The following is a 24,672-nucleotide window of genomic DNA, read 5'->3' as shown; positions in this document are numbered from 1 at the left end:
ACGGGATGTTGACACCGGCCGAGCGTGCTGCCTGCATGTACCAACTGGCGTTCACCACCGTCACTTTGGGAGGCACGTTGCTCTTCCGCACCCGCATGAGACACCTCGTCCTGGCCGGTCTCGCACTGGCCACCGCCACCGCGTCGCTGCCGCCCGCGGCCGTCGCCGACTCGTCGGCCCGGCATCACCCTTCGGGCGGGGGCCTGTCCGCCGTCATCCGCTACACCGAGTTCGGCATACCCCACATCGTCGCGAAGGACTACGCCAACCTCGGCTTCGGCACCGGCTGGGCGCAGGCGGCCGACCAGGTGTGCACCCTCGCCGACGGCTTCGTGACCGTACGCGGGGAGCGGTCACGGTACTTCGGCCCCGACTTGGCGCCCGACGGTTCGCTGTCGTCCGCGACGAAGAACCTCTCGAGCGATCTCTACTTCCGGGGGGTACGGGACGCGGGCACGGTCGAGCAACTGCTCGCCATGCCCTCGCCGGCCGGCCCGAGCCGTCAGGTCAAGGAGCTGATGCGCGGCTGGGCGGCCGGCTACAACGCCTGGCTGAAGCAGAACCGCATCACCGATCCGTCGTGCGCCGGCGCGGCATGGGTGGGTCCGGTGAGCACGCTCGACGTGGCCCGGCGCGGCTTCGCCGTGTCGGTGCTCGGCGGCCAGGGCCGCGGCATCGAGGGCATCACGGCCGCGCAGCCGCCGGGTGCCGGGGCCGGCGCAGCGCCCGGGTCCGATGCCGCGGGGGCCTCGCGTCCCGCGCCCGACCCCTCCGCGATCGCGCGTGCCGCTCAGGAGTTGTTCGCCGCCGAGAGCGCCGACATGGGCTCCAACGCGGTCGCCTTCAGCGGCGGGACCACGGCGAACGGACGCGGTCTGCTGCTGGGGAATCCGCACTATCCATGGCAGGGCGGCCGCCGCTTCTGGCAGTCGCAGCAGACCATTCCGGGCGAGCTGAACGTGCAGGGCGCCTCGTTGCTCGGCACGGCCGTGGTCAACATCGGCTTCAACGACAAGGTGGCCTGGAGCCACACCGTCGCGACAGGCGTCACGCTCAATCTGCACCAGCTGACCCTGGATCCTGCGGACCCGACCGCGTATCTCGTGGACGGGAAGCCGGAGCGGATGACCCGGCGGACCGTCACCGTGCCGGTGAAGGACGGCGCGCCGGTCACCCGTACGCAGTGGTGGACGCGTTACGGACCGGTCGTCACCTCGCTCGGCACCTCTCTGCCACTGCCCTGGACGGCGACCACCGCGTACGCGCTGAACGACCCGAACGCGGCCAACCTCCGCGGCTCCGACACCGCCCTGGGCTTCGGCAGGGCCCGCTCCACCGACGACGTCCTGCGGACCCTGCGCCGCACGCAGGGCCTGCCGTGGGTCAACACCATCGCGGCGGACTCCTCCGGACACTCCCTCTTCACCCAGTCTCAGGTCCTTCCGCGCCTGACCGACGAGCTCGTCGCACGGTGCTCGACGCCGCTCGGCAAGGTCACCTATCCGGCGTCGGGCGTGGCCGTACTCGACGGCGCGCGCACGGACTGCGGGTTGGGCGGCGATCCTGACGCGGTGCAGCCGGGGATCTTCGGACCGTCGAGGATGCCGGTGCTGGAGAACGCCCCGTACGTCGAGAACTCCAACGACAGCGCATGGCTCACGAACGCCGACCGGCCGCTGACCGGCTACGAGCGTGTCTTCGGCACGATCGCCACACCCCGCTCGCTGCGTACGCGCGGCGCGGTCGAGGACGTCGCGGCAATGGCGGCCAAGGGCCGGCTGACGGTCGCGGATCTCCAGCGTCAGCAGTTCGCGAACCGTGCGCCCGCCGGTGATCTGGCCGCGGCGGACGTGGCGAAGGCCTGTCCCGCGGTGCTGCCGGGCGACACCGAGGCGTGCGCGGTACTCGCGGGCTGGGACCGTACGGTGAATGCGGACAGCAGCGGCGCGCTGCTGTTCGACCGCTTCTGGCGGAAGTTGACGGGGACGGTTCCGGCCGCCGGGCAGTGGAAGGTGCCCTTCTCCGCGGCCGACCCGGTCCGTACGCCCCACACCCTGGACACGTCGTCACCCGGCTTCGCCAAGGCACTGGGCGACGCGGTGTCCGAGCTGCGCGCCGCGGGGATTCCGCTCGACGCGCCGCTGGGCGCGGGACAGTTCGTCGTACGGAACGGTCAGCGCATCCCCGTGCACGGCGGCACCGAGGCGCTCGGCATCTGGAACAAGATCGAGCCGGTCTGGAATCCGGCCGGCGGAGGCTACACGGAGGTCGCGCACGGCTCCAGCCACATCCAGGCGGTCGGCTGGAACGGCGGCCCCTGCCCCGACGCCCGCACCCTGCTCACGTACTCCCAGTCGTCGGACACGACGTCGGCGCACTACAGCGACCAGACGGAGCTGTTCGCGGCCGAGCGCTGGGTGAAGGCCCGCTTCTGCGAGCGGGACATCCTGGGCTCGCCGCAGCTGAAGGTGGTACGCGTCAGGGGCTGAACGAGAGGAAGACGAAGGCGGCGAACAGCACCAGATGGACGCCGCCCTGGAGCAGGGTGGCCCGTCCGGGCACCAGGGTGAGGACGCTGACCACGGCGGTCAGCGCGAGGAGCACCATGTGGGTGGCGTCCTCGCCCAGGATCAGGGAGCCCGGCAGCCAGATCGAGGCGAGCGCGATCGCCGGGATCGTCAGCCCGATGCTGGCGATGGCGGAGCCGTAGGCCAGGTTGAGACTGGTCTGCATGCGGTCCCGGCTCGCGGCGCGCACGGCGGCGAGGGTCTCGGGCATCAGGACCATGAGCGCGATGACGACCCCGACGACGGACTTCGGCAGGCCCGCCGACTCCACGCCCTCCTCGATGGTGGGCGAGACGACCTTGGCGTCACCGACGACGGCGACGAGCGCCACGAACAGCAGCGCGACGCTCCACCACGTCTGGCGGATCCCGGGCGGCGGAGCATGCTCGTCGGGGCTGATGGCTCCGCCTTCGCGGACGACGGGCAGGAAGTAGTCGCGGTGCCGGACGGTCTGCACGGCGACGAAGAGCCCGTACAGGCAGAGCGAGGCGACGGCGGAGAACGCCAGCTGGGCCGATGTGAACTCGGGTCCTGGCCGGCCGGTGGTGAAGGTGGGAAGCACCAGCGTCATGGTCGCGAGGGTGCAGACGGTCGCGAGTGCGCCGCCCGAGCCCTCGGCGTGGAAGACGGCGACACGGTTGCGCAGCGAGGCGACGAGCAGGGACAGTCCGACGATGCCGTTGCAGGTGATCATGACGGCGGCGAAGACGGTGTCCCTGGCGTAGGTGGACGCCTTCGCGCCGCCGCCCGCCATCAGGGTGACGATGAGGCCGACCTCGATGACGGTCACGGCGACGGCGAGCACGAGCGAGCCGAACGGCTCGCCGACCCGGAGCGCGACGACCTCGGCGTGGTGCACGGCCGCGAGGACCGCGCCCACCAGGCAGAGTCCGACGATGGTCACGGCGAAGCCCGGAAGGCGGCGGCCCCAGCCGAGCAGGAGGGCCACCGCGGCGATGACCGGCACCCAGGTGGTCCACTTCGCCATGAGCGCTGTCGTGCCGGTCTTCATGCGTGCCACGCTTCCAGGAGCCGACGCGGGGCGCGCGGGGTAGTGCGCCGATGGGGTCGTCGCCCTCGCTCCTGGGGTGCTGACGCCGGTCGGGCGGACGCCGGTCAGAGCGGGCGGTTGTGGCCCTCCCAGTACGGGTCGCGCAGGCGGCGCTTGTAGAGCTTGCCGTTCGGGTCGCGGGGCATGGCGTCGATGAAGTCGACGCTCTTGGGGCGCTTGTAGCCGGCGAGCCTGACCGCACAGTGGTCGAGGATCGCGGCGGCGAGGGCGGGTCCCGGGATCTGGCCGTCGGCCGGTTCGACGACGGCCTTGACCTCCTCGCCCCAGTCGCTGTGCGGAATGCCGAAGGCCGCGGCGTCGGCGACCGCGGGGTGGGTGAGGAGCGCGGCCTCGATCTCGGCGGGGTAGATGTTGACGCCGCCCGAGATGATCATGTCGATCTTGCGGTCGCGGAGGAAGAGATAGCCGTCCTCGTCGAGCACGCCCAGGTCACCGACGGTGAAGAAGTCGCCGATGCGGTTCTTCCGCGTCTTGGCCTCGTCCTTGTGGTAGCTGAAGCCGCCGGTCGACATCTTCATGTAGACGGTGCCGAGTTCGCCGGACGGCAGCCGGTTGCCGTCGTCGTCGAAGATCGCGAGCTCGCTGATCGGCCACGCCTTGCCGACCGTGCCGGGCTTCTTGAGCCAGTCCTCGGCGGTGGCGAAGGCGCCGCCGCCCTCGCTGGCCGCGTAGTACTCCTCGACGCAGTTCCCCCACCATTCGATCATCGCCCGCTTGACGTGGTCGGGGCACGGCGCGGCGCCGTGGATGGCGTGCCGCATGGACGTGAGGTCGTAGCGGCTGCGCACGTCCTGCGGGAGGGCGAGCAGCCGGTGGAACTGGGTCGGCACCATGTGGGTGTGCGTGCAGGCGTGCGTGTCGATCAGGCGCAGCATCTCCTCCGGCGCCCACTTGTCCATGAGCACCAGCCGGTGGCCGATGTGCAGGGACGCGCCCGCGAACTGCAGCACGGCGGTGTGGTAGAGCGGTGAGCAGACGAGATGGACGTTGTCGTCGAAGGGCCTGATGCCGAAGATGCCGAGGAAGCCGCCGAGGTAGGTCTCCTCGGGGAGCTTTCCGGGCAGGGGGCGGCGGATGCCGCGCGGCCGGCCGGTGGTGCCGGACGTGTAGTTCATGACCCAGCCGAGGGTGCGTTCGTCGGGCACCGACTCGGGCTGTCCGTCGAGGAGTTCGGCGTACGGGCGGAAGCCGTCGATCCTGCCGACGGCGTAGCGGTGGCTCGCGGGCAGCTCGGCCTCGTCGGCGGCGGCGGTTGCCGTCGCCGCGAAGCGCTCGTGTGCGAGGAGCACCTTGGCGCCGGAGTCGGCGACGATCCAGGCGATCTCGGGGCCGACGAGGTGGTGGTTGACGGGGACGAGGTAGAACCCGGCCTGGGACGCGGCGAGATACGCGGTGAAGAACTCGACGCCGTTGGGGAGGACGACGGCGAAGGCGTCGCCCCGCTGCAGCCCCGCCGCGCGCAGCCCGTGGACGAGCCGGTTGGCGTCGGCGTGCAGCCGACCGGCGGTCCACTCCTCGCCGTCGGGGGCGATCAGGACCGTGCGGCCGGGGTCGGCGGTCGCCTGGGCCCAGAAGCCGTTGGGCTTTTCGCTCGTGACCGGCTGCGTCATGACGGGCTCCTTCCGGCGATGCGGTTCAGGCGGTCCATGGCGCGTTCGAAGCCGCTGGTGAGGTCGTCGAGGACCTGCTGGACGCTGCGCTCGGCGTTCATGCGGCCGACGATCTGGCCGACGGGTGTGCCGAGCAGCGGTTCGATCTCGTACTTCTGGATCCGTGAGACGGCCTCGGCGACGAGCAGCCCCTGGAGCGGCATGGGCAGCGTGCCGGGCCCTGCCGGATCGTCCCAGGCGTCGGTCCACTCCGTGCGCAGCTGGCGGGCCGGCTTGCCGGTCAGGGCGCGGGAGCGGACGGTGTCGCCGGAGCTGGCGGCGAGCAGCTTCCCGGTGAGGGCGCGGGAGTGGAGGTCGGCCTCGGTGGTGGTGAGCCAGATCGAGCCGAGCCAGACGCCCTGGGCGCCGAGTGCGAGTCCGGCGGCGATCTGTTCGCCGCTGCCGATGCCGCCGGCGGCGAGTACGGGCAGCGGTGCGACGGCGTCGACGACCTCGGGGGTGAGCACCATGGAGGCGATCTCGCCGGTGTGGCCGCCCGCCTCGTAGCCCTGCGCGACGACGATGTCGATGCCCGCGTCGGCGTGGTGGCGGGCGTGCTTTGCGCTGCCGGCGAGGGCGGCGACGAGGACGCCGTGGTCGTGGGCGCGGCGGACGATGTCGGGGGGCGGGGAGCCCAGGGCGTTGGCGAGGAGCTTGATCGGATAGTCGAAGGCGACGTCGAGCTGGTTGCGGGCGACCTGCTCCATCCAGCCGGTGATCCGCCAGCCCGACACCTCGCCCTCGGCAAGCGGCGGTACGCCGTGCTTGGCGAGGGTCTCCTCGACGAACCGGCGGTGGCCTTCCGGGATCATCGCCTCGACCTCGGCCTCGGTCACGCCTTCGACCTTCTTGGCGGGCATGACGACGTCCAGGCCGTACGGCTTTCCGCCCGTGTGGTCCTGCATCCAGTCGAGGTCGCGCGCGAGGTCGTCGGGGGCGGTGTAGCGGACCGCGCCGAGGACGCCGAAGCCGCCTGCCCGGGTGATGGCGGCGGCGACCGCGGGGAACGGCGTGAAGCCGAAGATGGCGTGCTCGACTCCCAGTTTCTTGCTCAGCTCCGTCTCCATGGGCGGCAGGATGCCGCAGCGGAACGGCCGAGGGAAGAGATTTTCTGATGCTGTGTCAGATTCTTGGGAACGCCGGGGGCTGTCGTGACGCTCCCTCACCCCGGTAAGAAAGTTTCACGTGTTGCGTGATGGCCCGAAGGAATCTTTCAGGGAGGCTGAGCTATGACAGAGGACTCGGCGGGCAGCGGGATCCGCCGGCGCCGGCTGGGCAGCGGGATCAGTCGGCGCCGGCTGGGCGGCGGGGTGCTGGCACTGGGAGGTGCGCTGGTGATCGGACCGCTTCCGGGCGGCGCGGCAGCGGCGGAGCCAGGACCTCGTGACGGACGTACGACGCTGCGGCGCGGGTCTCCCGAGCAGGCTGGGCTCATCCCCACGCACCTCGACAAGCTGGTCGCGGACGCCGAGAAGTTCCTGTCCCCCTCCCCCAGGCACCCTTGGTACGCGGGCGCGGTACTGCTCGCGGGCCGCGGCGGGACGGTGGCCCTGCACCGGCCCATCGGCATGGCGGTGCGGTACGCGGCGTACGACGCGGCGACCGACACGGGCGTGGAGTTCCCGGCCGAGCAGCAGATCCCGATGGCGCAGGACACCGTCTTCGATCTCGCGTCCGTGTCCAAGCTGTTCACGTCGATCCTGGCCGTGCAGCAGATCGAGCGGGGCGCGCTGGAGCTGGAGGAGAGGGTCGCCGCGTATCTCCCGGAGTTCGGTGCGGCCGGGAAGCAGGACATCACCGTACGGCAGCTGCTCACGCACACGTCGGGGTTCCGGGCGTGGATCCCGCTGTACAAGGAGCCGACGCGGGAGGGGCAGCTGCGCCTGCTGTGGAACGAGACCCCGGCGAATCCGCCCGGCAGCAAGTACCTGTACTCCGACCTGAATCTGATCTCGCTTCAGCTGGTCCTGGAGAAGATCACCGGTCTCGGTCTGGATGCGCTGCTCCACGACGAGATCACTGCTCCGCTCGGGATGCACCGCACTCGCTTCAATCCGCCGCTCTCGTGGAAACCGAAGATCGCCGCGACCGAGGACGCCCGGCTGCCGTGGTCGGGGCTCGACCGGGGGCTCGTCTGGGGCGCGGTGCACGACGAGAACGCGTACGGCTTCGGCGGGGTCGCGGGCCACGCCGGCGTGTTCTCGTGCGCCTGGGACCTGGCCGTGCTGGCGCGTACGCTGCTCAACGGCGGGGCGTACGGACGGTCCCGGATCCTCTCCGAGGCGTCCGTGGAGCTGATGTTCACCGACTTCAACACCGCCTTCCCCGGTGATGAGCACGGCCTCGGCTTCGAGCTCTACCAGCACTGGTACATGGGCGCGATGGCCACCCCGCGCACGGCCGGGCACACCGGATTCACCGGCACCAGCCTTGTGCTCGACCCGTCGACCGACTCGTTCCTCGTCGTACTCGGCAACTCCGTCCACCCGGTGCGCACATGGCGCTCGGGCAGCGCCCCGCGCGTCGCCGCCGCGAACAACCTGGCCCGTGCGGTCCCCGTACGCCCGGACCACGGCCGCACCGCCTGGTTCTCCGGCATGACGGGCGCCACGACCGCGACGCTCGCCCTGCCCGAGGTCACCCCGCAATCCGACCGAGCGGGTCTGCGCTGCGGGCTGTGGTGGGACACCGAGCCCGGCTCGGACGCGGTGTTCCTGGAGGCCTCGTCCGACGGGGGCACCACCTGGCAGCCGCTGCCCTTCACGACCGTACGCGCAGGGCAGCGAGCCGAGCTCCATCCGACGGGTTCGGCCACCGGCTGGTCCGGGCGCGTGTGGCACCGCCTCGACGCATCCCTGGGTCCCTGGCGCGGCCGGCCGGTCCGGCTGCGGTGGCGGTATGCGACGGACCAGCTCTACGTGGGACGCGGGGTGTACGTCGACGGGCTCCGGGTCGAGGACGGCGACCGCGTCCTCTTCGACGAACGGCGTCCGGGCGATGCGGGGCGGATCGAGGCGCTGGGCTGGACGGTGTCCGGGGACTGACGGGGCCCGACCGGCTTCACCTGGCCGGCATGACGCTGCCCCGGGCGACACGACATCGTCCGGGGCGGCCTGGTGTCATGCGACACGGCGGCTCGCCCGGCGGTGGCGTCGGATGATGTCGGCGTAGCGCCGTCCGCTGCCCTTGACGGTGCGCCGCTGGGTGCCGTAGTCGACATGGACGAGCCCGAACCGTTTGTCGTAGCCGTACGCCCACTCGAAGTTGTCGAGCAGCGACCACGCGAAATATCCGGCGAGCGGTGCGCCCCGGCGCACGGCACGGGCGCAGGCGGCCAGATGCTCGTCCAGGTACGCGATGCGCTCCGGGTCGTGCACCTGGCCGTCGGGGCCGACGACATCGGGGTAGGCCGAGCCGTTCTCGGTGACGTACAGCTCGCGTGCCCCGTAGTCGTCGGTGAGGCGCATCAGCAGACTCTCCAGGCCGCTCGCGTCGATCTCCCAGTCCATGCCGGTCCGGGGGACGCCCGGGCGGCGGACCTGGTGGACGAACGGCGGCGGGCCGGCCGGATCGGCGGCCACGGTCATCGGGAAGTAGTAGTTGAGGCCGAGCCAGTCGAGCGGCTGGGCGATGATGGCGAGATCCCGCGGGCGTTCGGGGAGTTCGACTCCGTACACCTCCCTCATGTCGGCGGGGAAGCCGCGTCCGTGGACGGGGTCGAGCCACCAGCGGTTGGTGTGGCCGTCCATGCGGCGCGCGGCTTCGAGGTCGGCATCGGAGCCGGTGGCGGGTTCGACGGTGCTGAGGTTGGTGACGAGGCCCACGCGCGCGCCGGGGGACGCGGCGCGGATCGCCTGGGTGGCAAGTCCATGGCCGAGGAGCAGATGGTACGAGGCGGGCACGGCGGCCCGGATGTCGCTCAGACCGGGGGCCATCCTCCCCTCCAGATGACCGATCCAGGCGGAGCACAGCGGCTCGTTGAGCGTGCACCACCGGGTGATGCGGTCGCCGAGCGCGCCGACGACGACGGACGCGTACGCGGCGAAGTGCTCGGCGGTGTCGCGGGCGGGCCAGCCTCCGCGGTCCTGGAGCGCCTGGGGCAGGTCCCAGTGGTAGAGGGTGGCGTGCGGGGTGATGCCGGCGTCGAGCAGGGCGTCGGTCAGGCGCCGGTAGAAGTCGAGTCCCGCGGGATTGACCGGTCCGTCGCCGCCGGGGACGACGCGTGGCCAGGCGATCGAGAACCGGTAGTCCGTGATGCCCAGTTCCTTCATCAGGGCGATGTCCTCGGGCCAGCGGTGGTAGTGGTCACAGGCGACATCACCGTGGTCACCGTTGTCGACGGCCCCAGAGGTGTGCGAGAACGTGTCCCAGATGGAGGGGCTGCGGCCGTCCTCCGCCACGGCTCCCTCGATCTGGTACGCCGAGGTGGCGACGCCCCATGCGAAGTCCTCGGGCAGGCGGCCGAGTTCGTTCGGGTCGGACACGGAATTCCTCTCGGGTTTGGTCGTCCGGAGATGGGTCACTTGACGGCTCCCGCGGTGAAACCGGCGACGAGATAGCGCTGGAGCAGCAGGAATCCCGCGACGACGGGCACGCTGACGACGAGGGACGCGGCCATGACCTGGTTCCAGTAGACGTCGAAGAGGGTCGAGTAGCCCTGCAGTCCCACAGCGAGCGTGCGGGTGGTGTCGTTCGTCATCACGGACGCGAAGAGCACCTCGCCCCAGGCGGTCATGAACGCGTAGATGGCGACGGCGACGATGCCGGGCGTGGCCGCGGGCACGACGACCCGGAAGAGCGCGCGCAGGGGTCCGCAGCCGTCGACCAGTGCCGCTTCGTCGAGCTCGCGCGGCACCGAGTCGAAGTAGCCGATCAGCATCCAGATGGAGAACGGCAGCGAGAAGGTGAGGTAGGTGAGGATCAGGCCGCCGCGCGATCCGTACAGCGCGACTCCTGTGGTGTTGCCGATGTTGACGAAGATCAGGAACAGCGGCAGCAGGAAGAGGATTCCGGGGAACATCTGTGTCGACAGCACGGTCACGGTGAAGACGCGCTTGCCGCGGAAGCGGTAGCGGCTGACCGCGTACGCGGCGAAGACCGCGACGACGACCGAGCAGACGGTCGCGGCGCCCGCGACGATCAGCGAGTTCCCGAAGTACCGGGCGAGCGGGACCGTCTCCCAGATGTCGATGTACGGACGGATCGTGAGCGCGCTCGGCAGCCAGCGGAACTCGCCCGAGACATCCTGGAGCGGCTTGAGCGAGCTGCTCACCATGACGTACACGGGCAGCAGCACGAAGCCGGCGAGCAGGCCGAGGAAGATGCCCCTGATCCACAGGAAGGAGCGGGGCGGTGCGGTCGGTGAACGGCGGGCCCCGGCACGGGTGTCAGCCATCTGCCGTCCTCCTTCCCCGCGAGGTCGCGAAGAGATAGGTCCCGGTCACGAGCAGCAGGAAGAGCAGCAGCAGGACGGACATGGCCGAGCCGGTGCCGAAGTTCCAGGTGACGAAGGACGACTGGTAGATGTGGATGGAGATCAGGTCCGCCGCTTCGGGTGCAGCACGGCCGAAGAGCACGTACGGCGTGTTGAAGTCGTTGAACGTCCACAGGAACAGCACGAGGACGAGGACCTGATTGACGGAGCGCAGCGAGGGCAGAGTGATCCGGCGGATCTGCTGGATCATTCCGGCCCCGTCGATCGCCGCGGCCTCGTACAGCTCCCTGGGGATGGCCTGGAGGGCGGCGGTGACGATGAGGAACGCGAACGGCCAGCTCTTCCAGACGGCGACGACCACCAGTGCGGTGAAGCTGTTGTCACCGATCAGCCAGAACTGGCGGTCGTCGGTGAGGCCGAGCTGGTCGTGCAGGACGTGGTTCACCAGACCGTTGTCGCGCTGGAACATGAACGCCCAGGTGATCACGGCCGCGTAGACCGGCAGGGCGTACGGAGTGAGGAAGACGGCCCGCAGCAGGCCCCGGCCCCGGAAGCGGTCCTGCATGCAGATCGCGGCGGCGGTGCCCAGCAGCCAGCACAGCCCGACCGTGAGCACGGTGAACAGGCACGTGACGAAGAACGAGTGCAGCAGTGCCTGTCCTGCCGGTCCGTCGACGTCGACGGAGATCCGGTAGTTGTCGAGGCCGGCCCAGGGGGCGGTGGTCCAGTCCCGGATGTGGAACTGGGTCAGCTCGCGGAAGCTCATCACGATGCCGATGGCCATCGGCACGAGGTGGATGAGGAGTTCGAGGACGAGTGCGGGCAGCAGCAGGAGGTACGGGAGGCCGGTTCGGCGCAGGCGTCCGGGCGGGCGAGGCGAGCGCCGCGCGGACGGGCCCGCGCCGGGCCGCGGTGTGCGGCGGCCCGGCGGCGCCTGGCCGCGGACGGAGTCCTTGGCTGCGGTGGTCACGTGCGTCGTCTCCCCGCGCTCACTTGGGCATCTGCTGCTGAGCCTTGGACAGGGCGGCCTTGACGGACTCGTCGGTCACGGCCCGCCCGGCGGCCGCGTCGGCGAACAGGGCCTTGATCGCCGTACCGACCGCCGTCTCGAACTGCGACTCGGCGGGGACCTGCGGCAGCGGCGTGGCGCTCTTGGCGAGGGTGTCGCGGAGGACGGCCAGGTCGGGACCGGAGAACGCGGCGTCCTGCTGGGCGGCCTTGACGGGCGGGATGGAGCCGTACGTCTTGTTGAGGAGGGTGTTCTCCTCGTCGCTCGTCATGAACTCCACGAACTTCATCGCGCCGTCGAGGTTCTTGGAGTTCTTGAAGACAGCCATGTTGATGCCGGCGACCATGGAGTTGGTCCGGGTGCCGGTGCCGGGGGCGCCGGAGGGGACGGGCACGGGGGCGACGCCCCACTCGTCCGGCTTCATGCCGTGGGCCGTGAACGAGGTGGCGGCGCTCTGCCACAGCACCATCGCCGTCTTGTCCTTGGCGAAGTCCTGGAGGGACTGGTTCTGGGCGTACTCGGCGTTGCCGGGCGCGGTGATCTTGTCCTTGGCCATGAAGTCGACGTACTGCTTCACGGCGGCGACGTTCTCGGGGGTGTCGAAGGTCGGCTTGCCCGCGCCGTCGAAGAAGGCGCCGCCGTGCTGCTGCGAGAGCACGAACGCCTGGTGGATGTTGTTGGAGAGGTTGCCGCCCTCGGCGCCGAGGGCCCACTTGCCGTCCTTGGAGATCCTCTTGCCGGCGGCGACGAGCTCGTCCCAGGTGGCGGGCGGCTTCTCGATGCCCGCCTCCTGGAACATCTGCTTGTTGTAGTAGAGCGCGTACGCCATCGAGTACAGCGGGACGGCGGCCGGGTCCTGGCCGGGGGCGCCGGCCGAGCCGAGCGCGGACTCCACGAAGCGGTCCTTGCCGCCGACCTTCGCGAAGGCGGCCTCGTCCCACGGCATCAGGGCACCGGTGGCCTGGAGCGAGGCGGACCAGGTGTTGCCGATGTTCAGCACGTCGGGACCCTGGCCCGACGTGGTGGCGGCGAGGATCCGGTTGAGCAGGTCGGACCACGGCACGACCTCGAGCTTGACCTTGATGCCGGTCTTCTCCTCGAACTTCTTCAGCTCGGGTCCGAGGATCCTCTTGTCCGCCTCGATGTCCGGGCCCTGGTTGGAGGCCCAGTAGGTGAGGGTCTTCGGTGAGCTGTTGCCGCCGGCGTCGGGATCGGTCCCGCCCCCGCAGCCCGTGACGGCGGCGAGGGCGATGACCGTGGCGAGGGCTGCTGCGGCTCGGAGTCTGCGCATGGCGGGATCGCCCCTTCCAAGGGGTCCGGATGGTGATCGCGTTCAGTCCCTGAACAACCTCATGGCTTATTTCAGGACGTGAGTTAAGACCTGAGAGAAGGGTGGGTCAAGAGCTGCCGCAGGGGTATGTTGCGCACCGGAAGGGGGACTCATGGCTGAGCCCAACAAGCGGACGGTTCGCGACCTGCGGCGCGGCAGCCGAAGTGCCGTATTGCAACGGTTGTATTTCGACGGGCCGTTGAGCCGCCTGGAGCTCGGGTCCGCGACCGGCCTGAGTTCAGGGTCCGTCAGCAATGTCGTCGCCGAACTGATCGACGAGGGTCTGCTGGAGGAGGCCGGGGTCGTCGAATCGGACGGCGGTCGTCCGCGCACCCTGCTGCGCGTCGCTCCGGATGGCGGCCGGCTGATCGGTGTGGACGTCGGGGAGACCCGGGTCAGGGTCGAGCTCTTCGATCTGACACTGACCGAACTCGCTCGCACCGAACTGCCGTTGCCGCCCCGCCACTACGACGTCGACCACGTCGTGCACCACATCCGCGACGGAATCGCCGCCGTCCTGACCGGCGCCGACGTGCCCCCGGACCGGCTGCTCGGCGTGGGCGTCGGCGTCCCCGGCATCGTCGACCGAGGCTCTCCCGCGGGCGCCGTCGTGCACGGCCAGACCATCGGCTGGGATGCCGTGCCGCTGGAGAAGCTGCTTCGTACGCACATCGAACCGCCCGGCGGGACCCGGTACTTCATCGACAACGGCGCCCGGACGCTCGGTCAGGCCGAGATGTGGTTCGGTGGCGGACGAGGCGCGCGGGACGCCGTGGTCGTGCTGCTCGGCTCCGGCGTCGGCGCCTGCATCGTCAGCGACGGCACGCTCTACGGAGGCGCGCACAGCAGCGCCGCCGAGTGGGGGCACACCACCGTGGCGCTGCGCGGCCGCAGCTGCCGGTGCGGCGCGCGGGGCTGTCTCGAGGCGTACATCGGCGCCGAGGCGATCCTGGAGCGCTGGCGCGAGGCCGGCGGGCCCGTCGCCGAGGACATCGACGAGGAGTCCGGGATCGCCGCGCTGATCGCCGCCGCGTATCCGCCGAGCGGTGCGGACCCCGACCGGGGCGCGCGTCAACTGCTCGACGAGACAGCCGAGTATGTGGGTGCGGGCCTCTCGGACCTCATCAACCTCTGTGCCCCGGAACGCATCCTGATCGGCGGCTGGGCGGGGCTCCAGCTCGGACCCCGTCTGCTGTCCGCCGTACGGGAGTACGCCGCCGCCTACGCGCTGCGCCAGCCGGCCTCACACACCACGATCGAGCTGGGACGGCTCGGTCAGGACGCGGTCACCGTGGGCGCGGCAACCCTTCCGCTGGCCGAGTTCTTCGCGACCGGCGGAACCCGGCCCGCCGCAACGCAGGAACCGCTCGGGTCGGAAGACGCTGCGCCCGCCGCGCGCACCGGCAGGCGACTGGCGGCGACGCGCAGGACCGCGGACTGAACGCCCCACCCGGGCCTGCGACGGGGCTCAGCGCGGCCCGGGACCGCCCGGCAGGCTTCGTGCGGCCCCGGGACCGAGTGGCGTCAGTGGCCCAGCGCAGCCATGGCCGCGTTGTGGCCCGGGATGCCGCTCACGCCGCCTCCGCGCACCGCGCCCGCGCCGCACAGCAGCACGTTCGGGTGGACGGTCTCCACACCCCAGCGCCCCGTCGACCCGTCCGCGTACGGGAAGGCCAGATCACGGTGGAAGATGTGCCCGCCGGGAAGCCGTAGGTCGCGCTCCAGGTCCAGCGGGGTCTTCGCCTCGATGCAGGGCTGGCCGGCCTCGTCGAGGGCCAGGCAGTCGGCGATCGGCTCGTCCAGGTGGGCGTCGAGTTCGGCGAGGGTGGCCTTGAGAAGGGCGTCGCGGGTCGCGTCGGGGGCGTCGGCGAAGAGGCGGGCCGGGGTGTGGAGGCCGAAGAGGGTCAGTGTCTGATAGCCCTGGGCGGCGAGCTCGGGGGCGAGGATCGACGGATCGGTCAGGGAGTGGCAGTAGATCTCCGACGGCGGCGCCTCGGGGAGACGTCCGGACGCGGCCTGGGCGTACGCGGTTGCCAACTGACCGTACCCCTCGGCGATGTGGAAGGTGCCGGAGAACGCCTGGCGCGCGTCGACGGCACGGTCGCGGAGCCGGGGCAGGCGGCGCAGCAGCATGTTGACCTTGAGCTGGGCGCCTTCCGCCGGGGCCGGGGGCTCATCGCCGAGCAGCGCGGACAGGGCCTGCGGTGAGGCGTTGACGAGCACCTTGCGCGCGGCGACCGCGCCTTCCCCGTCCTCCGTCCGGAAGACGACCTCCGCGGCATCGCCGTCCGTGTCGATCCGGATGGCCTCGTGACCGGTGACGATCTCGGCGCCCGCGCGACGCGCCGCGTCGGCGAGCGCGTCGGTCAGCGCCCCCATGCCGCCCACGGGCACGTCCCAGTCGCCGGTGCCGCCGCCGATGACGTGGTAGAGGAAGCAGCGGTTCTGCACCAGTGAGGGGTCGTGGGCGTCGGCGAAGGTGCCGATCAGCGCATCGGTGAGGACGACGCCACGGACCAGGTCGTCCGTGAAGCGCTCCTCGACCGCGACCCCGATCGGCTCCTCGAACAGCATCCGCCAGGTCTCGTCGTCGCCGACGCCGGCCCGCAGTTCGTCACGCGTCGGCAGCGGCCCCGTCAGGGTCGGGAAGATCCGCTCGGCGGCCTGCCGGGTCTGCTCGTAGAACCGCGTCCACGACTCGTACTCCCGGTCCGAGCCGGTGAGCTGCGCGAACGACTCCCGGGTGCGGTCCGTCCCGCCGCCCACCAGAAGACCGGTGGGACGGCCGTCCCGCACGGTGGGCGTGTACGAGGAGACGGTCCGCTTCCGTACGGCGAAGCGCAGCCCGAGGTCGCGGACGATCTTGTCGGGCAGCAGGGAGACGAGGTACGAGTACCGGGACAGGCGGGCGTCGACCCCGGCGAACGGGCGGGTGGAGACGGCCGCTCCCCCGGTGTTCCCCAGACGCTCCAGGACGAGGACGGAACGCCCTGCTCCGGCGAGATAGGCGGCGGCGACCAGTCCGTTGTGACCACCGCCCACGATGACGGCGTCGTACACGGCTCGGGAGAACGCTTCGGCTGCTGGCATGCCTCTTCGTAGCACGCGATCACCGCCCGGACCAGGGGTGACGGGAAAACCCGCTCGTCAGACGTCCAGTACGGCCGTCACGTCACCGGCGGCGATCGCCGCCTTCAGCGCGGCGTGATCGGCGACGGTCCGGTCCGCGTAGGCCACCGCGAAGTCGGCCATGGCCCGGTCGAAGGTGTCGGACGCGCCGAGATACGCGGCGATGGCGATCCGCTCCCCGGTCCGGGCGTGGCCGCGGGCCAGGGCCCAGCCGCACAGCCCGGCGTAGGCGCGCAGCAGGCCCGGGGACATGCCGGCGACCGCCGCGGAACCCTTCATGTCGCGCAGCTGCCGCCAGTAGAAGTGACGGCCCGCGGGCCCGCTGACCCAGCCGAGGAAGATGTCGCTGGCCGCCTGGAGCAGCTTCTGTCCCGCGACGACGCGCTGGCCCTGGTGCTTGTACGACGACTTCGGCAGATGCGGTTCGAGCACGGACCGCTGGGCCTCCTTGATCTGCAGGAAGAGCGGGTCCCGGTCGTCCCGGCCGGTCATCAGCGCCACGAAGCAGCGGGTGCCGACGCTGCCGACACCGACGACCTTGCGGGCCGCTTCGACGAACTGGAAGCGGTCCAGCAGGACCCGCCGCTCCTCGGGCAGGGTGCTGCGGTAGTCGCTGAGGATCTTGCGTACGGACGCGGCGTCGGGCATGTCGAGGGATTCCAGCAGCGGCGGGTCGTAGACGATGCGCCGGCGTCCGTCGACGAGCTCGGTCAGCTTCTCCATGGCCTGCAGATTGGTGCGGTGGCGGGCCTTCGCGATCTGGGCCTCCAGGCGCGCGCGGTCGAGGTTCTGTACGAGGGGCATGATGTCCGGGACGCCGATCCGTTCGTACCAGACATCGAGCTCGCCGAGGCCGGCGAGGCGGCGCATCGTCGTCCGGTATGACTCCGCCGCGGACTGGGCGGCCAGCCGGACCTTCCCTTCGGGATGACCGTTGTCGAGGGCGGCGACGGCGACGCTGGCGACCAGCCTCTTCACGTCCCATTCGAAGGGGCCCGGCAGGGTCTCGTCGAAGTCGTTGAGGTCGAAGACGAGTTCGCGGTCGGGGGCGGCGTAGGCCCCGAAGTTGAGCAGATGGGCGTCGCCGCAGAGCTGGACGGTGAGCCCGGTGTGCGGCTGCGCGGCGAGATCGGCCGCCATGACGGCGGGTGCGCCGCGGAAGTACGGGAACGGGGAGACGGCCATCCGGCCGTAGCGGATCGGCACGAGCTCCGGGACACGGGTCCTGGCCTGCTCCTCGAGGATCTGCAGCGGATCGGGCCGGTCCGCGGCGGGGATCCAGCGCCCGTGCGCTGACCGGGGCGCCTGCTTCCGTGCGGCGCGACCGCGCCGCGCCTGTCCGGCCGGGTCCGTCATGCTGACCAGTCTGCGCGCAGGCCCGCGCCGGGAACGGCGGAGCGGGGCCGTTCGAGTGACGGGGGCGCGTGGTGGGCGGCGGGCCCGGGGCCGCTGGGCGCCGGTGGTCCGCGCACCGGGCGGGGCGGAGGTCCGCGGGCCCACGCACCTCGCCGGTGCCGAGACCTACGGCTGCCGAGGGTCTCCGGCGCCGCGCCATTCGCGGTGCCGACCCCACGAGTGGCGAGGGACCGCGAGTGGCGATGGGCCGCGCGTGATGGGGCTCTGCGGGGCCGCGCACCTCGCCGGGCAGACCCGCAGGGTCCGAACGCCCGCGGGCCGCGCACCCCCGCGGGGGCCGTGGCGCGAGGACTCGCACGCCTTGGGACCGAGGCTGCCCGCGCGACGCGGGAACCCGCAGGGTGCAGGGATGTCCATGCCGCGAGGAGCCCTGGTCGCGGGCAGGGCCCGGGAACGCCGAGGGTCAGGGGGTCCGGGTGCCGCGTTGCCGGCGGAGGGCCGCCACGCGGCGGTACAGCTCGACCGCCTCGGCGCCCCTGCCGAGCTGTTCCAGGCAGTGGGCCTCGTCGTTGCGGCTGGCCAGGGCGTCGGGGTGGTCGGCGCCGAGGACGCGTTCGCGGGCCTCGGCGACCTGGCGGTAGACGGCGAGGGCGTCGGCCCAGCGCCCCAGCCAGCCGAGCCCGACGGCGACCTCGCGGCGGCTCACGAGCGTGTCGGGATGGTCCGGGCCGAGCACGCGCTCGCGGCTCGCGCAGACATCACGGGCCTCGGCGAGCGCCTCCTCCCAGCGGGCGAGCCGCCCGAGGTTGACGCCGAGCCCGTGGCGGGCGCGCAGGGTCTCGGGGTCGGCGGCGCCGTGCACGCGGGTGCGGTCGTCGACGAGGGCGCGGTACAGCTCCAGGGCCTCCGCGCTGCGGCCCAGTCGGCCGAGGCTGATGCCGACCTCGTAGCGGGCGGAGAGCGTGTCGGGGTGGTCGGGGCCGAGCACCTGCGCGCGGGCGGCCGCGACCTCCCGGTACGTCTGCAGGGCCTCCGCCCAGCGACCCAACTGTCCCAGCGCGTAGGCGACTTCGTAGCGGGTGACGAGGGTGTCCGGGTGCCCGGCGCCGAGGACGCGCGCCCGGGCCGTGGCGACCTCGTACGCCATCCGGTACGAGTCCTCGAGGCGGCCGAGCCGGCTCAGGTTGAACGCGAGATTGTGGCGGCAGCGCAGGGTGTCGGGGTGGTCGGGGCCCACGGTGCGCTCGCGGGACGCCAGCACCGCCGAGTACACCTGGTGCGCCTCGAAGTGCCGGCCGAGCCTGCCGAGTACGTACGCCGCCTCCTGCCGGGCGGCCAGGGTCTCCGGGTGGTCGGGGCCCAGCGTGCGCTCGCGGCCGTCGGCGACGCGGGTGAACTCACGCAGCGCGTCCGCCGTGCGCCCGGTCATGCTGAGGGTGAAGCCGACCTCGTAACGGCTGGCAAGGGTGTCCGGATGGTCGGGCCCGAGCGCGTGCTCGCGCTCGGCGGCGACCGCGCGGTGCACCTCGCCCGCCTCCTCCCAGCGGCCGAGCCGGCCGAGGCTCAGCCCCGCGTCGTGGCGGCTGGCGAGGACGGCGAGCAGCTCGGGCGGCGGGGTGGGGCGCTCGGGACGGGGCAGTTGCACGGGTACAGGCCCGCGCAGCGCCACGCCCGTGGTCCACTCGCCGGTGAGGCCCGCGGTGTAGTCGGGCGGGGTGGGGCGGAGCACGGAGGTGCCGGTCGCCTTGTGGCCGGTGGTCATCCCCTCCGTCCACGACGGCAGCCGGCGCTCGCGGACGGACGGCGACTGCTGCTGCCCAGGGATCCCGGGGATCGGCACTGGGGGCTGTTCCGGCCCCGAAGCGGACCGGGCCGCGGTGATGCGGCGGCGCAGCTCCTTGGCGTCTGAGGGACGGGCGTCGGGCGTCTTGGCGAGCAGGTCGAGGACGATCCGGTCGAGGAACGGGGGCAGTTCGGCGCGGTGCGTGCGCAGCGGCTCGGGCGGTGTGTCACGGTGCCCGACGAGTACGGACCAGGCGTCCTCGAGGTCGAACGGCGGGACACCGGTGGCGATTTCGTACAGCACACAGCCCAGCGAGTACAGGTCGCTGCGGTGGTCGACGTTGGCACCGCTGATCTGTTCGGGCGACATGTAGTGCGGCGTGCCCATGGCGATGCCCGTGCCGGTGAGCCGCGACGTGAAGCCGACGTCGTGGCCGAGGCGCGCGATGCCGAAGTCGCAGATCTTCACCGTGCCGTCGGTGAGCCGCATGATGTTGGCCGGCTTCAAGTCCCGGTGAACGATGCCCTGTTCATGGGTGTAAGCGAGGGCATCGGCAACCTGCTCCGCGATGTCGACGATGTCGGTCACGGACAGCGGATGCTGTTTGTTGTCCTCCAGCAGCTGGCTGAGGTTGCGGCCGTCCAGCAGCTCCATCACCAGATAGAGGACGCCCTCGTGCTCGCCGAAGTCATGGACGACGGTGACGCCGCGGTGCTGCAGCGCGGCGGCGACCCGGGCCTCTCTGCGGAAGCGTTCCCGCAGGACACCGGTGAAGGACTGGTCGTGCTGCCGGCCCAGCGGTTTGAGACACTTGACCGCGACACGCCGGCCGAGCGACTCGTCGCGGGCCTGCCACACCTCCCCCATGCCCCCACGCCCGATCACATCGAGCAGCTGGTACCGGCCCTGGATCAGCCTGGTGTCCGCCATCTCGTGCTGTCGCCCCCGTCGCTTCGCTGCGCCCTCCCCGGCCCGTCCAGTATGGCCGCCTGTCTGCGGAGTTTGTACGGTGCGGGCCTGCTGCCGGGCCCGAGTCGCGCCATCGCCTTCAAGATGTGACCTGGTGGCAGTTGCCAGCGCAACCGGGAGGGTATGGCGCGCAGCGCGTTCCCGGTGGCGAGGAGCTGGTGGGTGACCCGGTCGGGCGTCGGCGCGGGCCTGCCGTAGAGCTCATGGGCGTAGGGAGGCAGTGCGTTGTAGGCGAGTGCAGCAACGCGCCGCCAGAGGAGTTCGCGCGCCGGGACGAGGAGGGTGTGGACGGGCGGGCGGCGCAGAAAGCCGTCGACGGTGCGGGCGTCGGCTCCGGCCGCGAGTTCGGACCGCACGGTCGCGAAGTAGGCGGCGAGTTCGGCGGTGGACGCGGGCACATCGGCCGGATCGAGGCCGACGAGGCGGGCGCTGACGCGGTGCTCGTCGACATAGCGGTCGGCCTGGGCGTCGCTGAGCGGAAGGCCGGAGCGGCGTGCCACGCCCAGATAGGAGTCGATCTCGGCGCAGTGGACCCACAGCAGCAGATCGGGCTCGTCCACGCCCAGAAGCCGGTGGATCTTCCGGACGCGGGCTCCGGCCCGTTCGGCGGCCTCGGTGGTGCCGTAGGTGATGGTGCCGACGAAGTTGGCGGTGCGCATGAGGCGGCCCCAGGCGTCCTTGCGGAAGTCACTGTTGATCATGACTCCACGTACGGCGCGCGGGTGGAGGGCCTGGAGGTAGAGCGCACGGACGCCGGCGACCCACATCATGGGGTCGCCGTGCATCTGCCAGGTGACCGAGTCGGGGCCGAAGAGGCCCGGGTCCGCGTCGCCGTTCATGCTTCGACGGTAGCGCCGTGCGCGGTCGACGCCGCGCCCGGGGTGAGCCGGGCACGCTCCGGTCGGTCCGGCCGCGACGAGAGGCGAGTCACGCGATCTCGACGAGGAGGTCGCCGCCCTCCACCTGCTGGATCCGGTTGATGGCCAGCCGGGTGACCCGCCCCGCCTTCGGGGCGGTGATGGTGGCCTCCATCTTCATCGCCTCGATGGTCGCCACCGTGGCACCGGCCTCCACCTCGTCCCCCTCGGCAACCGCCAGCGTCACGACGCCGGCGAACGGCGCGGGCACGTGGCCGGGGTTGGACCGGTCGGCCTTCTCGGTCACCGGTACGTCGGAGGCCACCGCCTTGTCGCGCACCTGGATGGGCCGCAGCTGGCCGTTCAGGGTGGACATCACGGTGCGCATGCCTCGTTCGTCGGCCTCACCGACGGCCTGCAACTCGATGAGGAGACGCACGCCGGGCTCGAGGTCGACGCCGTACTCCTTCGCCTGCCGCAGCCCGTAGAAGAAGTCCTTGCTGTCCAGCACGCTGGTGTCGCCGTATGCCTGGCGGTGGTGGTCGAAGTCGCGCGTCGGGCCGGGGAACAGCAGCCGGTTGAGCGTGGCCCGCCGGTTCTTCTCGAGCCCCGCGCGGTCCTCGGCCGTCAGGTCATGCACCGGCTTGGCCTCGGCGCGGCCCTCCAGCGCCTTGCTGCGGAACGGCTCCGGCCAGCCGCCGGGCGGGGTGCCGAGCTCGCCGCGCAGGAAGCCGATGACGGAGTCGGGGATGTCGAACCTGTCGGGCGTGGCCTCGAACTCCTCCGGTGCCACCCCGGCGCCGACCAGGTGCAGGGCCAGGTCGCCGACCACCTTGGACGACGGAGTGACTTTCACCAGCCGCCCGAGGATCCGGTCGGCCGCGGCGTACATCGCCTCGATGTCCTCGAAGCGGTCCCCCAGGCCGAGGGCGACTGCCTGAGTGCGCAGGTTGGACAGCTGTCCGCCGGGGATCTCGTGGTGGTAGACGCGTCCGGTCGGTGAGGCCAGGCCGGCCTCGAACGGTGCGTAGATCCTGCGGACGCTCTCCCAGTAGGGCTCCAGGTCGCCGACGGCCTGGAGGTCCAGGCCCGTGGGGCGCTGAGAGTGGTCGGTCGCGGCCACGATCGCCGACAGCGACGGCTGCGAGGTCGTACCCGCCATGGACGCGACCGCGCCGTCCACGGCGTCCGCGCCGGCCTGGATCGCGGCGAGGTAAGTGGCGAGCTGGCCGCCCGCGGTGTCGTGGGTGTGCAGGTGCACCGGCAGGTCGAACTCGCGACGCAGTGCCGACACGAGCGTGGCCGCGGCCGGGGCGCGCAGCAGACCGGCCATGTCCTTGACGGCCAGGACATGGGCACCGGCGTCCACGATCTGCTCGGCCAGGCGGAGGTAGTAGTCCAGCGTGTACAGCCGCTCCGAGGGGTCGGACAGGTCGGAGGTGTAGCACAGGGCGACCTCCGCGACGGCCGTACCGGTCTCCCGTACGGCGTCGATGGCGGGCCGCATCTGGCCCACGTCGTTGAGCGCGTCGAAGATCCGGAAGACGTCGATGCCGGTGGCCGCAGCCTCCTGCACGAAGGCGTCGGTGACCTGGGTCGGGTACGGCGTGTAGCCCACGGTGTTACGGCCGCGCAGCAGCATCTGGAGGCAGATGTTGGGAACGGCCTCACGGAGTGCCGCCAGGCGCTCCCAGGGGTCCTCGGCGAGGAAGCGCAGGGCGACGTCGTAGGTGGCACCGCCCCAGCACTCCAGCGACAGCAGCTGTGGCAGAGTCCGCGCCACTGTCGGGGCGACGGCCAGCAGGTCCTTGGTGCGGACCCGGGTGGCGAGAAGCGACTGGTGGGCGTCGCGGAAGGTGGTGTCGGTGACCCCGATGGTCGGCGATTCGCGCAGCCATCGGGCGAAGCCTTCCGGGCCGAGTTCGACGAGTCGCTGCCGGGAGCCCGCGGGCGGCTCCCCGGCCGAAAGCGGTGGCAGCTTGGTGACCGGGTCGATCAGGTCGGGCCGTTCGCCATGGGGCTTGTTCACCGTGACGTCGGCGAGGTAAGTGAGCAGCTTGGTGCCGCGGTCGGCGGAGTGGCGTGCGGTGAGCAGGTGAGGCCGCTGTTCGATGAACGACGTCGTGACCCGCCCGGACCGGAAGTCCGGGTCGTCCAGGACGGCCTGCAGGAACGGGATGTTCGTGGCCACGCCGCGGATGCGGAACTCGGCCACGGCCCGCCGGGCCCGGCCGATGGCTGCCTCGAAGTCCCGGCCCCGGCATGTGAGCTTGACCAGCATCGAGTCGAAGTGGGCACTGATCTCCGTACCCGCGTGGGTGGTGCCGCCGTCCAGGCGGATGCCGGAACCTCCCGGCGAGCGGTAGGCGCTGATCCTGCCGGTGTCCGGGCGGAAGCCGTTGGCCGGGTCCTCGGTGGTGATACGGCACTGCAGCGCGGCGCCGCGCAGAGTGACGGTCTCCTGCGACAGCCCGAGATCGGCCAGTGTCTCGCCGGCCGCGATGCGCAGCTGGGACTGGACCAGGTCGACGTCGGTGACCTCCTCCGTCACCGTGTGCTCGACCTGGATGCGCGGGTTCATCTCGATGAAGACGTGGTTGCCCTCGCGGTCGAGCAGGAACTCCACGGTGCCCGCGTTGCGGTAGCCGATCTCGCGGGCGAACCGCACCGCATCGGCACAGATCCGATCCCGCAGCGCCGGATCGAGGTTCGGCGCGGGTGCCAGCTCGATCACCTTCTGGTGACGGCGCTGGACCGAGCAGTCCCGCTCGAACAGGTGGATGACGTTGCCGTCCCCGTCGGCGAGGATCTGTACCTCGATGTGGCGCGGATCGACGACGGCCTTTTCCAGGAACACGGTGGGATCGCCGAAAGCGGACGCCGCTTCGCGGGAGGCCGCCTCGATGGACTCGCGCAGGGCGGCCGGGTCCTCGACGCGGCGCATGCCGCGTCCTCCTCCACCGGCGACCGCTTTGACGAACACGGGAAAGCCGATGTCCTCGGCGGCACGGACCAGTTCGTCGACGTCGGTGGAGGGCTCGGAGGAGCCGAGCACGGGCACGCCGGCCGCGCGGGCGGCGGCCACCGCCCGGGCCTTGTTCCCGGTCAGCTCGAGGGTTGCGGCGTTCGGCCCGACGAAGGTGACGCCCGCCTCCTCGCAGGCCCGGGCCAGTTCCGGGTTCTCCGACAGGAATCCGTAGCCTGGGTAGACGGCGTCCGCGCCTGCCCGGCGCGCGGCACGAACGATCTCCTCGACGGAGAGGTAGGCCCGTACGGGGTGCCCCGGCTCGCCGATCTCGTAGGCCTCGTCGGCCTTCAGCCGGTGCAGCGAGTTGCGGTCCTCGTACGGGAAGACGGCGACGGTGCGCGCGCCCAGCTCGTAGCCGGCGCGGAACGCGCGGATCGCAATCTCGCCGCGGTTGGCGACCAGCACCTTGCGGAACATCCTGGATCCCTTCGACCTGGCGGCGACATACCCCATGGTGTCAGCCACCCCACGCCGTACCCGGCGGTAACG

At 71.5% G+C, this 24,672-nt stretch carries 15 protein-coding genes; 3 read left to right on the top strand and 12 right to left on the bottom strand.

Annotated features, from left to right (window positions below; genetic code table 11):
* Positions 1-95 precede the first annotated feature (95 nt).
* On the top strand, positions 96-2,489 hold the full coding sequence (locus ACWCXB_RS09465; RefSeq protein WP_450720776.1) for a penicillin acylase family protein: 2,394 nt from the start codon (positions 96-98) through the stop codon (positions 2,487-2,489).
* Here ACWCXB_RS09465 and ACWCXB_RS09460 read toward each other — a convergent pair.
* From ACWCXB_RS09460 to ACWCXB_RS09450, 3 genes are all read right to left on the bottom strand, one after another.
* Complete coding sequence (locus ACWCXB_RS09460) at positions 2,479-3,579, bottom strand: calcium:proton antiporter (RefSeq protein WP_450720774.1); 1,101 nt, start codon at positions 3,577-3,579, stop codon at positions 2,479-2,481. The two genes, ACWCXB_RS09465 and ACWCXB_RS09460, sit on opposite strands and share 11 nt — an antisense overlap.
* A gap of 104 nt (positions 3,580-3,683) precedes the next feature.
* Entirely contained in the window at positions 3,684-5,249 is a 1,566-nt protein-coding gene (locus tag ACWCXB_RS09455) for an acyl-CoA synthetase (protein WP_450720772.1), read from the bottom strand.
* A complete protein-coding gene (locus ACWCXB_RS09450; protein WP_450720770.1) occupies positions 5,246-6,355 on the bottom strand; it encodes a nitronate monooxygenase in 1,110 nt (369 codons plus the stop codon). The genes ACWCXB_RS09455 and ACWCXB_RS09450 overlap by 4 nt, the downstream gene beginning before the upstream one ends.
* Positions 6,356-6,517: 162 nt before the next feature.
* On the opposite strand from ACWCXB_RS09450, the gene ACWCXB_RS09445 reads away from it, so the two are divergent.
* Positions 6,518-8,332, top strand: a complete 1,815-nt coding sequence (locus tag ACWCXB_RS09445; protein WP_450720768.1) for a serine hydrolase — start codon at positions 6,518-6,520, stop codon at positions 8,330-8,332.
* Between the two features lie 75 nt (positions 8,333-8,407).
* Here the strand turns inward: ACWCXB_RS09445 and ACWCXB_RS09440 are convergent, their stop codons facing one another.
* The 4 genes from ACWCXB_RS09440 to ACWCXB_RS09425 are packed head-to-tail and all read right to left on the bottom strand — an operon-like array spanning position 8,408 to position 13,022.
* Complete coding sequence (locus tag ACWCXB_RS09440; protein WP_450720766.1) at positions 8,408-9,772, bottom strand: GH1 family beta-glucosidase; 1,365 nt, start codon at positions 9,770-9,772, stop codon at positions 8,408-8,410.
* Positions 9,773-9,807: 35 nt separating this feature from the next.
* Positions 9,808-10,683, bottom strand: a complete 876-nt coding sequence (locus tag ACWCXB_RS09435) for a carbohydrate ABC transporter permease (protein WP_450720764.1) — start codon at positions 10,681-10,683, stop codon at positions 9,808-9,810.
* The gene (locus ACWCXB_RS09430) at positions 10,676-11,692 is read right to left on the bottom strand and encodes a carbohydrate ABC transporter permease (protein ID WP_450720762.1); all 1,017 of its coding nucleotides are present in this window, start codon (positions 11,690-11,692) and stop codon (positions 10,676-10,678) included. The genes ACWCXB_RS09435 and ACWCXB_RS09430 overlap by 8 nt, the downstream gene beginning before the upstream one ends.
* Before the next feature lie 19 nt (positions 11,693-11,711).
* Complete coding sequence (locus tag ACWCXB_RS09425; RefSeq protein WP_450720760.1) at positions 11,712-13,022, bottom strand: ABC transporter substrate-binding protein; 1,311 nt, start codon at positions 13,020-13,022, stop codon at positions 11,712-11,714.
* Positions 13,023-13,173: 151 nt separating this feature from the next.
* Here ACWCXB_RS09425 and ACWCXB_RS09420 point away from each other — a divergent pair, with 151 nt between their 5' ends.
* Positions 13,174-14,502 carry an ROK family transcriptional regulator gene (locus ACWCXB_RS09420; RefSeq protein WP_450720758.1) on the top strand — a complete coding sequence of 443 codons (1,329 nt, stop codon included), beginning with the start codon at positions 13,174-13,176 and terminating at the stop codon, positions 14,500-14,502.
* Between the two features lie 83 nt (positions 14,503-14,585).
* Here ACWCXB_RS09420 and ACWCXB_RS09415 read toward each other — a convergent pair whose 3' ends face one another.
* From ACWCXB_RS09415 to ACWCXB_RS09395, 5 genes are all read right to left on the bottom strand, one after another.
* Positions 14,586-16,151 (bottom strand): phytoene desaturase family protein, encoded by a 1,566-nt coding sequence (locus tag ACWCXB_RS09415; protein WP_450720756.1) that lies wholly within the window; start codon positions 16,149-16,151, stop codon positions 14,586-14,588.
* A gap of 57 nt (positions 16,152-16,208) precedes the next feature.
* Positions 16,209-17,546: a DUF2252 domain-containing protein gene (locus ACWCXB_RS09410; protein ID WP_450720754.1), complete on the bottom strand. Its 1,338-nt coding sequence runs from the start codon at positions 17,544-17,546 to the stop codon at positions 16,209-16,211.
* A 463-nt stretch (positions 17,547-18,009) separates the two neighbouring features.
* The gene (locus ACWCXB_RS09405; RefSeq protein ID WP_450720752.1) at positions 18,010-20,259 is read right to left on the bottom strand and encodes a tetratricopeptide repeat protein; all 2,250 of its coding nucleotides are present in this window, start codon (positions 20,257-20,259) and stop codon (positions 18,010-18,012) included.
* Positions 20,241-21,137 (bottom strand): oxygenase MpaB family protein, encoded by an 897-nt coding sequence (locus ACWCXB_RS09400; protein ID WP_450720750.1) that lies wholly within the window; start codon positions 21,135-21,137, stop codon positions 20,241-20,243. The genes ACWCXB_RS09405 and ACWCXB_RS09400 overlap by 19 nt, the downstream gene beginning before the upstream one ends.
* An 88-nt stretch (positions 21,138-21,225) precedes the next feature.
* On the bottom strand, positions 21,226-24,600 hold the full coding sequence (locus ACWCXB_RS09395) for a pyruvate carboxylase (RefSeq protein WP_450720748.1): 3,375 nt from the start codon (positions 24,598-24,600) through the stop codon (positions 21,226-21,228).
* Between the last annotated feature and the right edge of the window lie 72 nt (positions 24,601-24,672).

Source organism: Streptomyces sp. NPDC001514 (assembly GCF_053597075.1).
This window is presented reverse-complemented; position numbering and strand designations above follow the sequence as displayed.

Coding starts and splice junctions, on each gene's coding strand:
- ACWCXB_RS09395 (WP_450720748.1), bottom strand. CDS start 24,600: ATGTTCCGCAAGGTGCTGGTCGCCAACCGCGGCGAGATTGCGATCCGC.
- ACWCXB_RS09445 (WP_450720768.1), top strand. CDS start 6,518: ATGACAGAGGACTCGGCGGGCAGCGGGATCCGCCGGCGCCGGCTGGGC.
- ACWCXB_RS09415 (WP_450720756.1), bottom strand. CDS start 16,151: ATGCCAGCAGCCGAAGCGTTCTCCCGAGCCGTGTACGACGCCGTCATC.
- ACWCXB_RS09455 (WP_450720772.1), bottom strand. CDS start 5,249: ATGACGCAGCCGGTCACGAGCGAAAAGCCCAACGGCTTCTGGGCCCAG.
- ACWCXB_RS09410 (WP_450720754.1), bottom strand. CDS start 17,546: ATGACGGACCCGGCCGGACAGGCGCGGCGCGGTCGCGCCGCACGGAAG.
- ACWCXB_RS09435 (WP_450720764.1), bottom strand. CDS start 10,683: ATGGCTGACACCCGTGCCGGGGCCCGCCGTTCACCGACCGCACCGCCC.
- ACWCXB_RS09420 (WP_450720758.1), top strand. CDS start 13,174: ATGGCTGAGCCCAACAAGCGGACGGTTCGCGACCTGCGGCGCGGCAGC.
- ACWCXB_RS09450 (WP_450720770.1), bottom strand. CDS start 6,355: ATGGAGACGGAGCTGAGCAAGAAACTGGGAGTCGAGCACGCCATCTTC.
- ACWCXB_RS09465 (WP_450720776.1), top strand. CDS start 96: ATGAGACACCTCGTCCTGGCCGGTCTCGCACTGGCCACCGCCACCGCG.
- ACWCXB_RS09400 (WP_450720750.1), bottom strand. CDS start 21,137: ATGAACGGCGACGCGGACCCGGGCCTCTTCGGCCCCGACTCGGTCACC.
- ACWCXB_RS09405 (WP_450720752.1), bottom strand. CDS start 20,259: ATGGCGGACACCAGGCTGATCCAGGGCCGGTACCAGCTGCTCGATGTG.
- ACWCXB_RS09460 (WP_450720774.1), bottom strand. CDS start 3,579: ATGAAGACCGGCACGACAGCGCTCATGGCGAAGTGGACCACCTGGGTG.
- ACWCXB_RS09425 (WP_450720760.1), bottom strand. CDS start 13,022: ATGCGCAGACTCCGAGCCGCAGCAGCCCTCGCCACGGTCATCGCCCTC.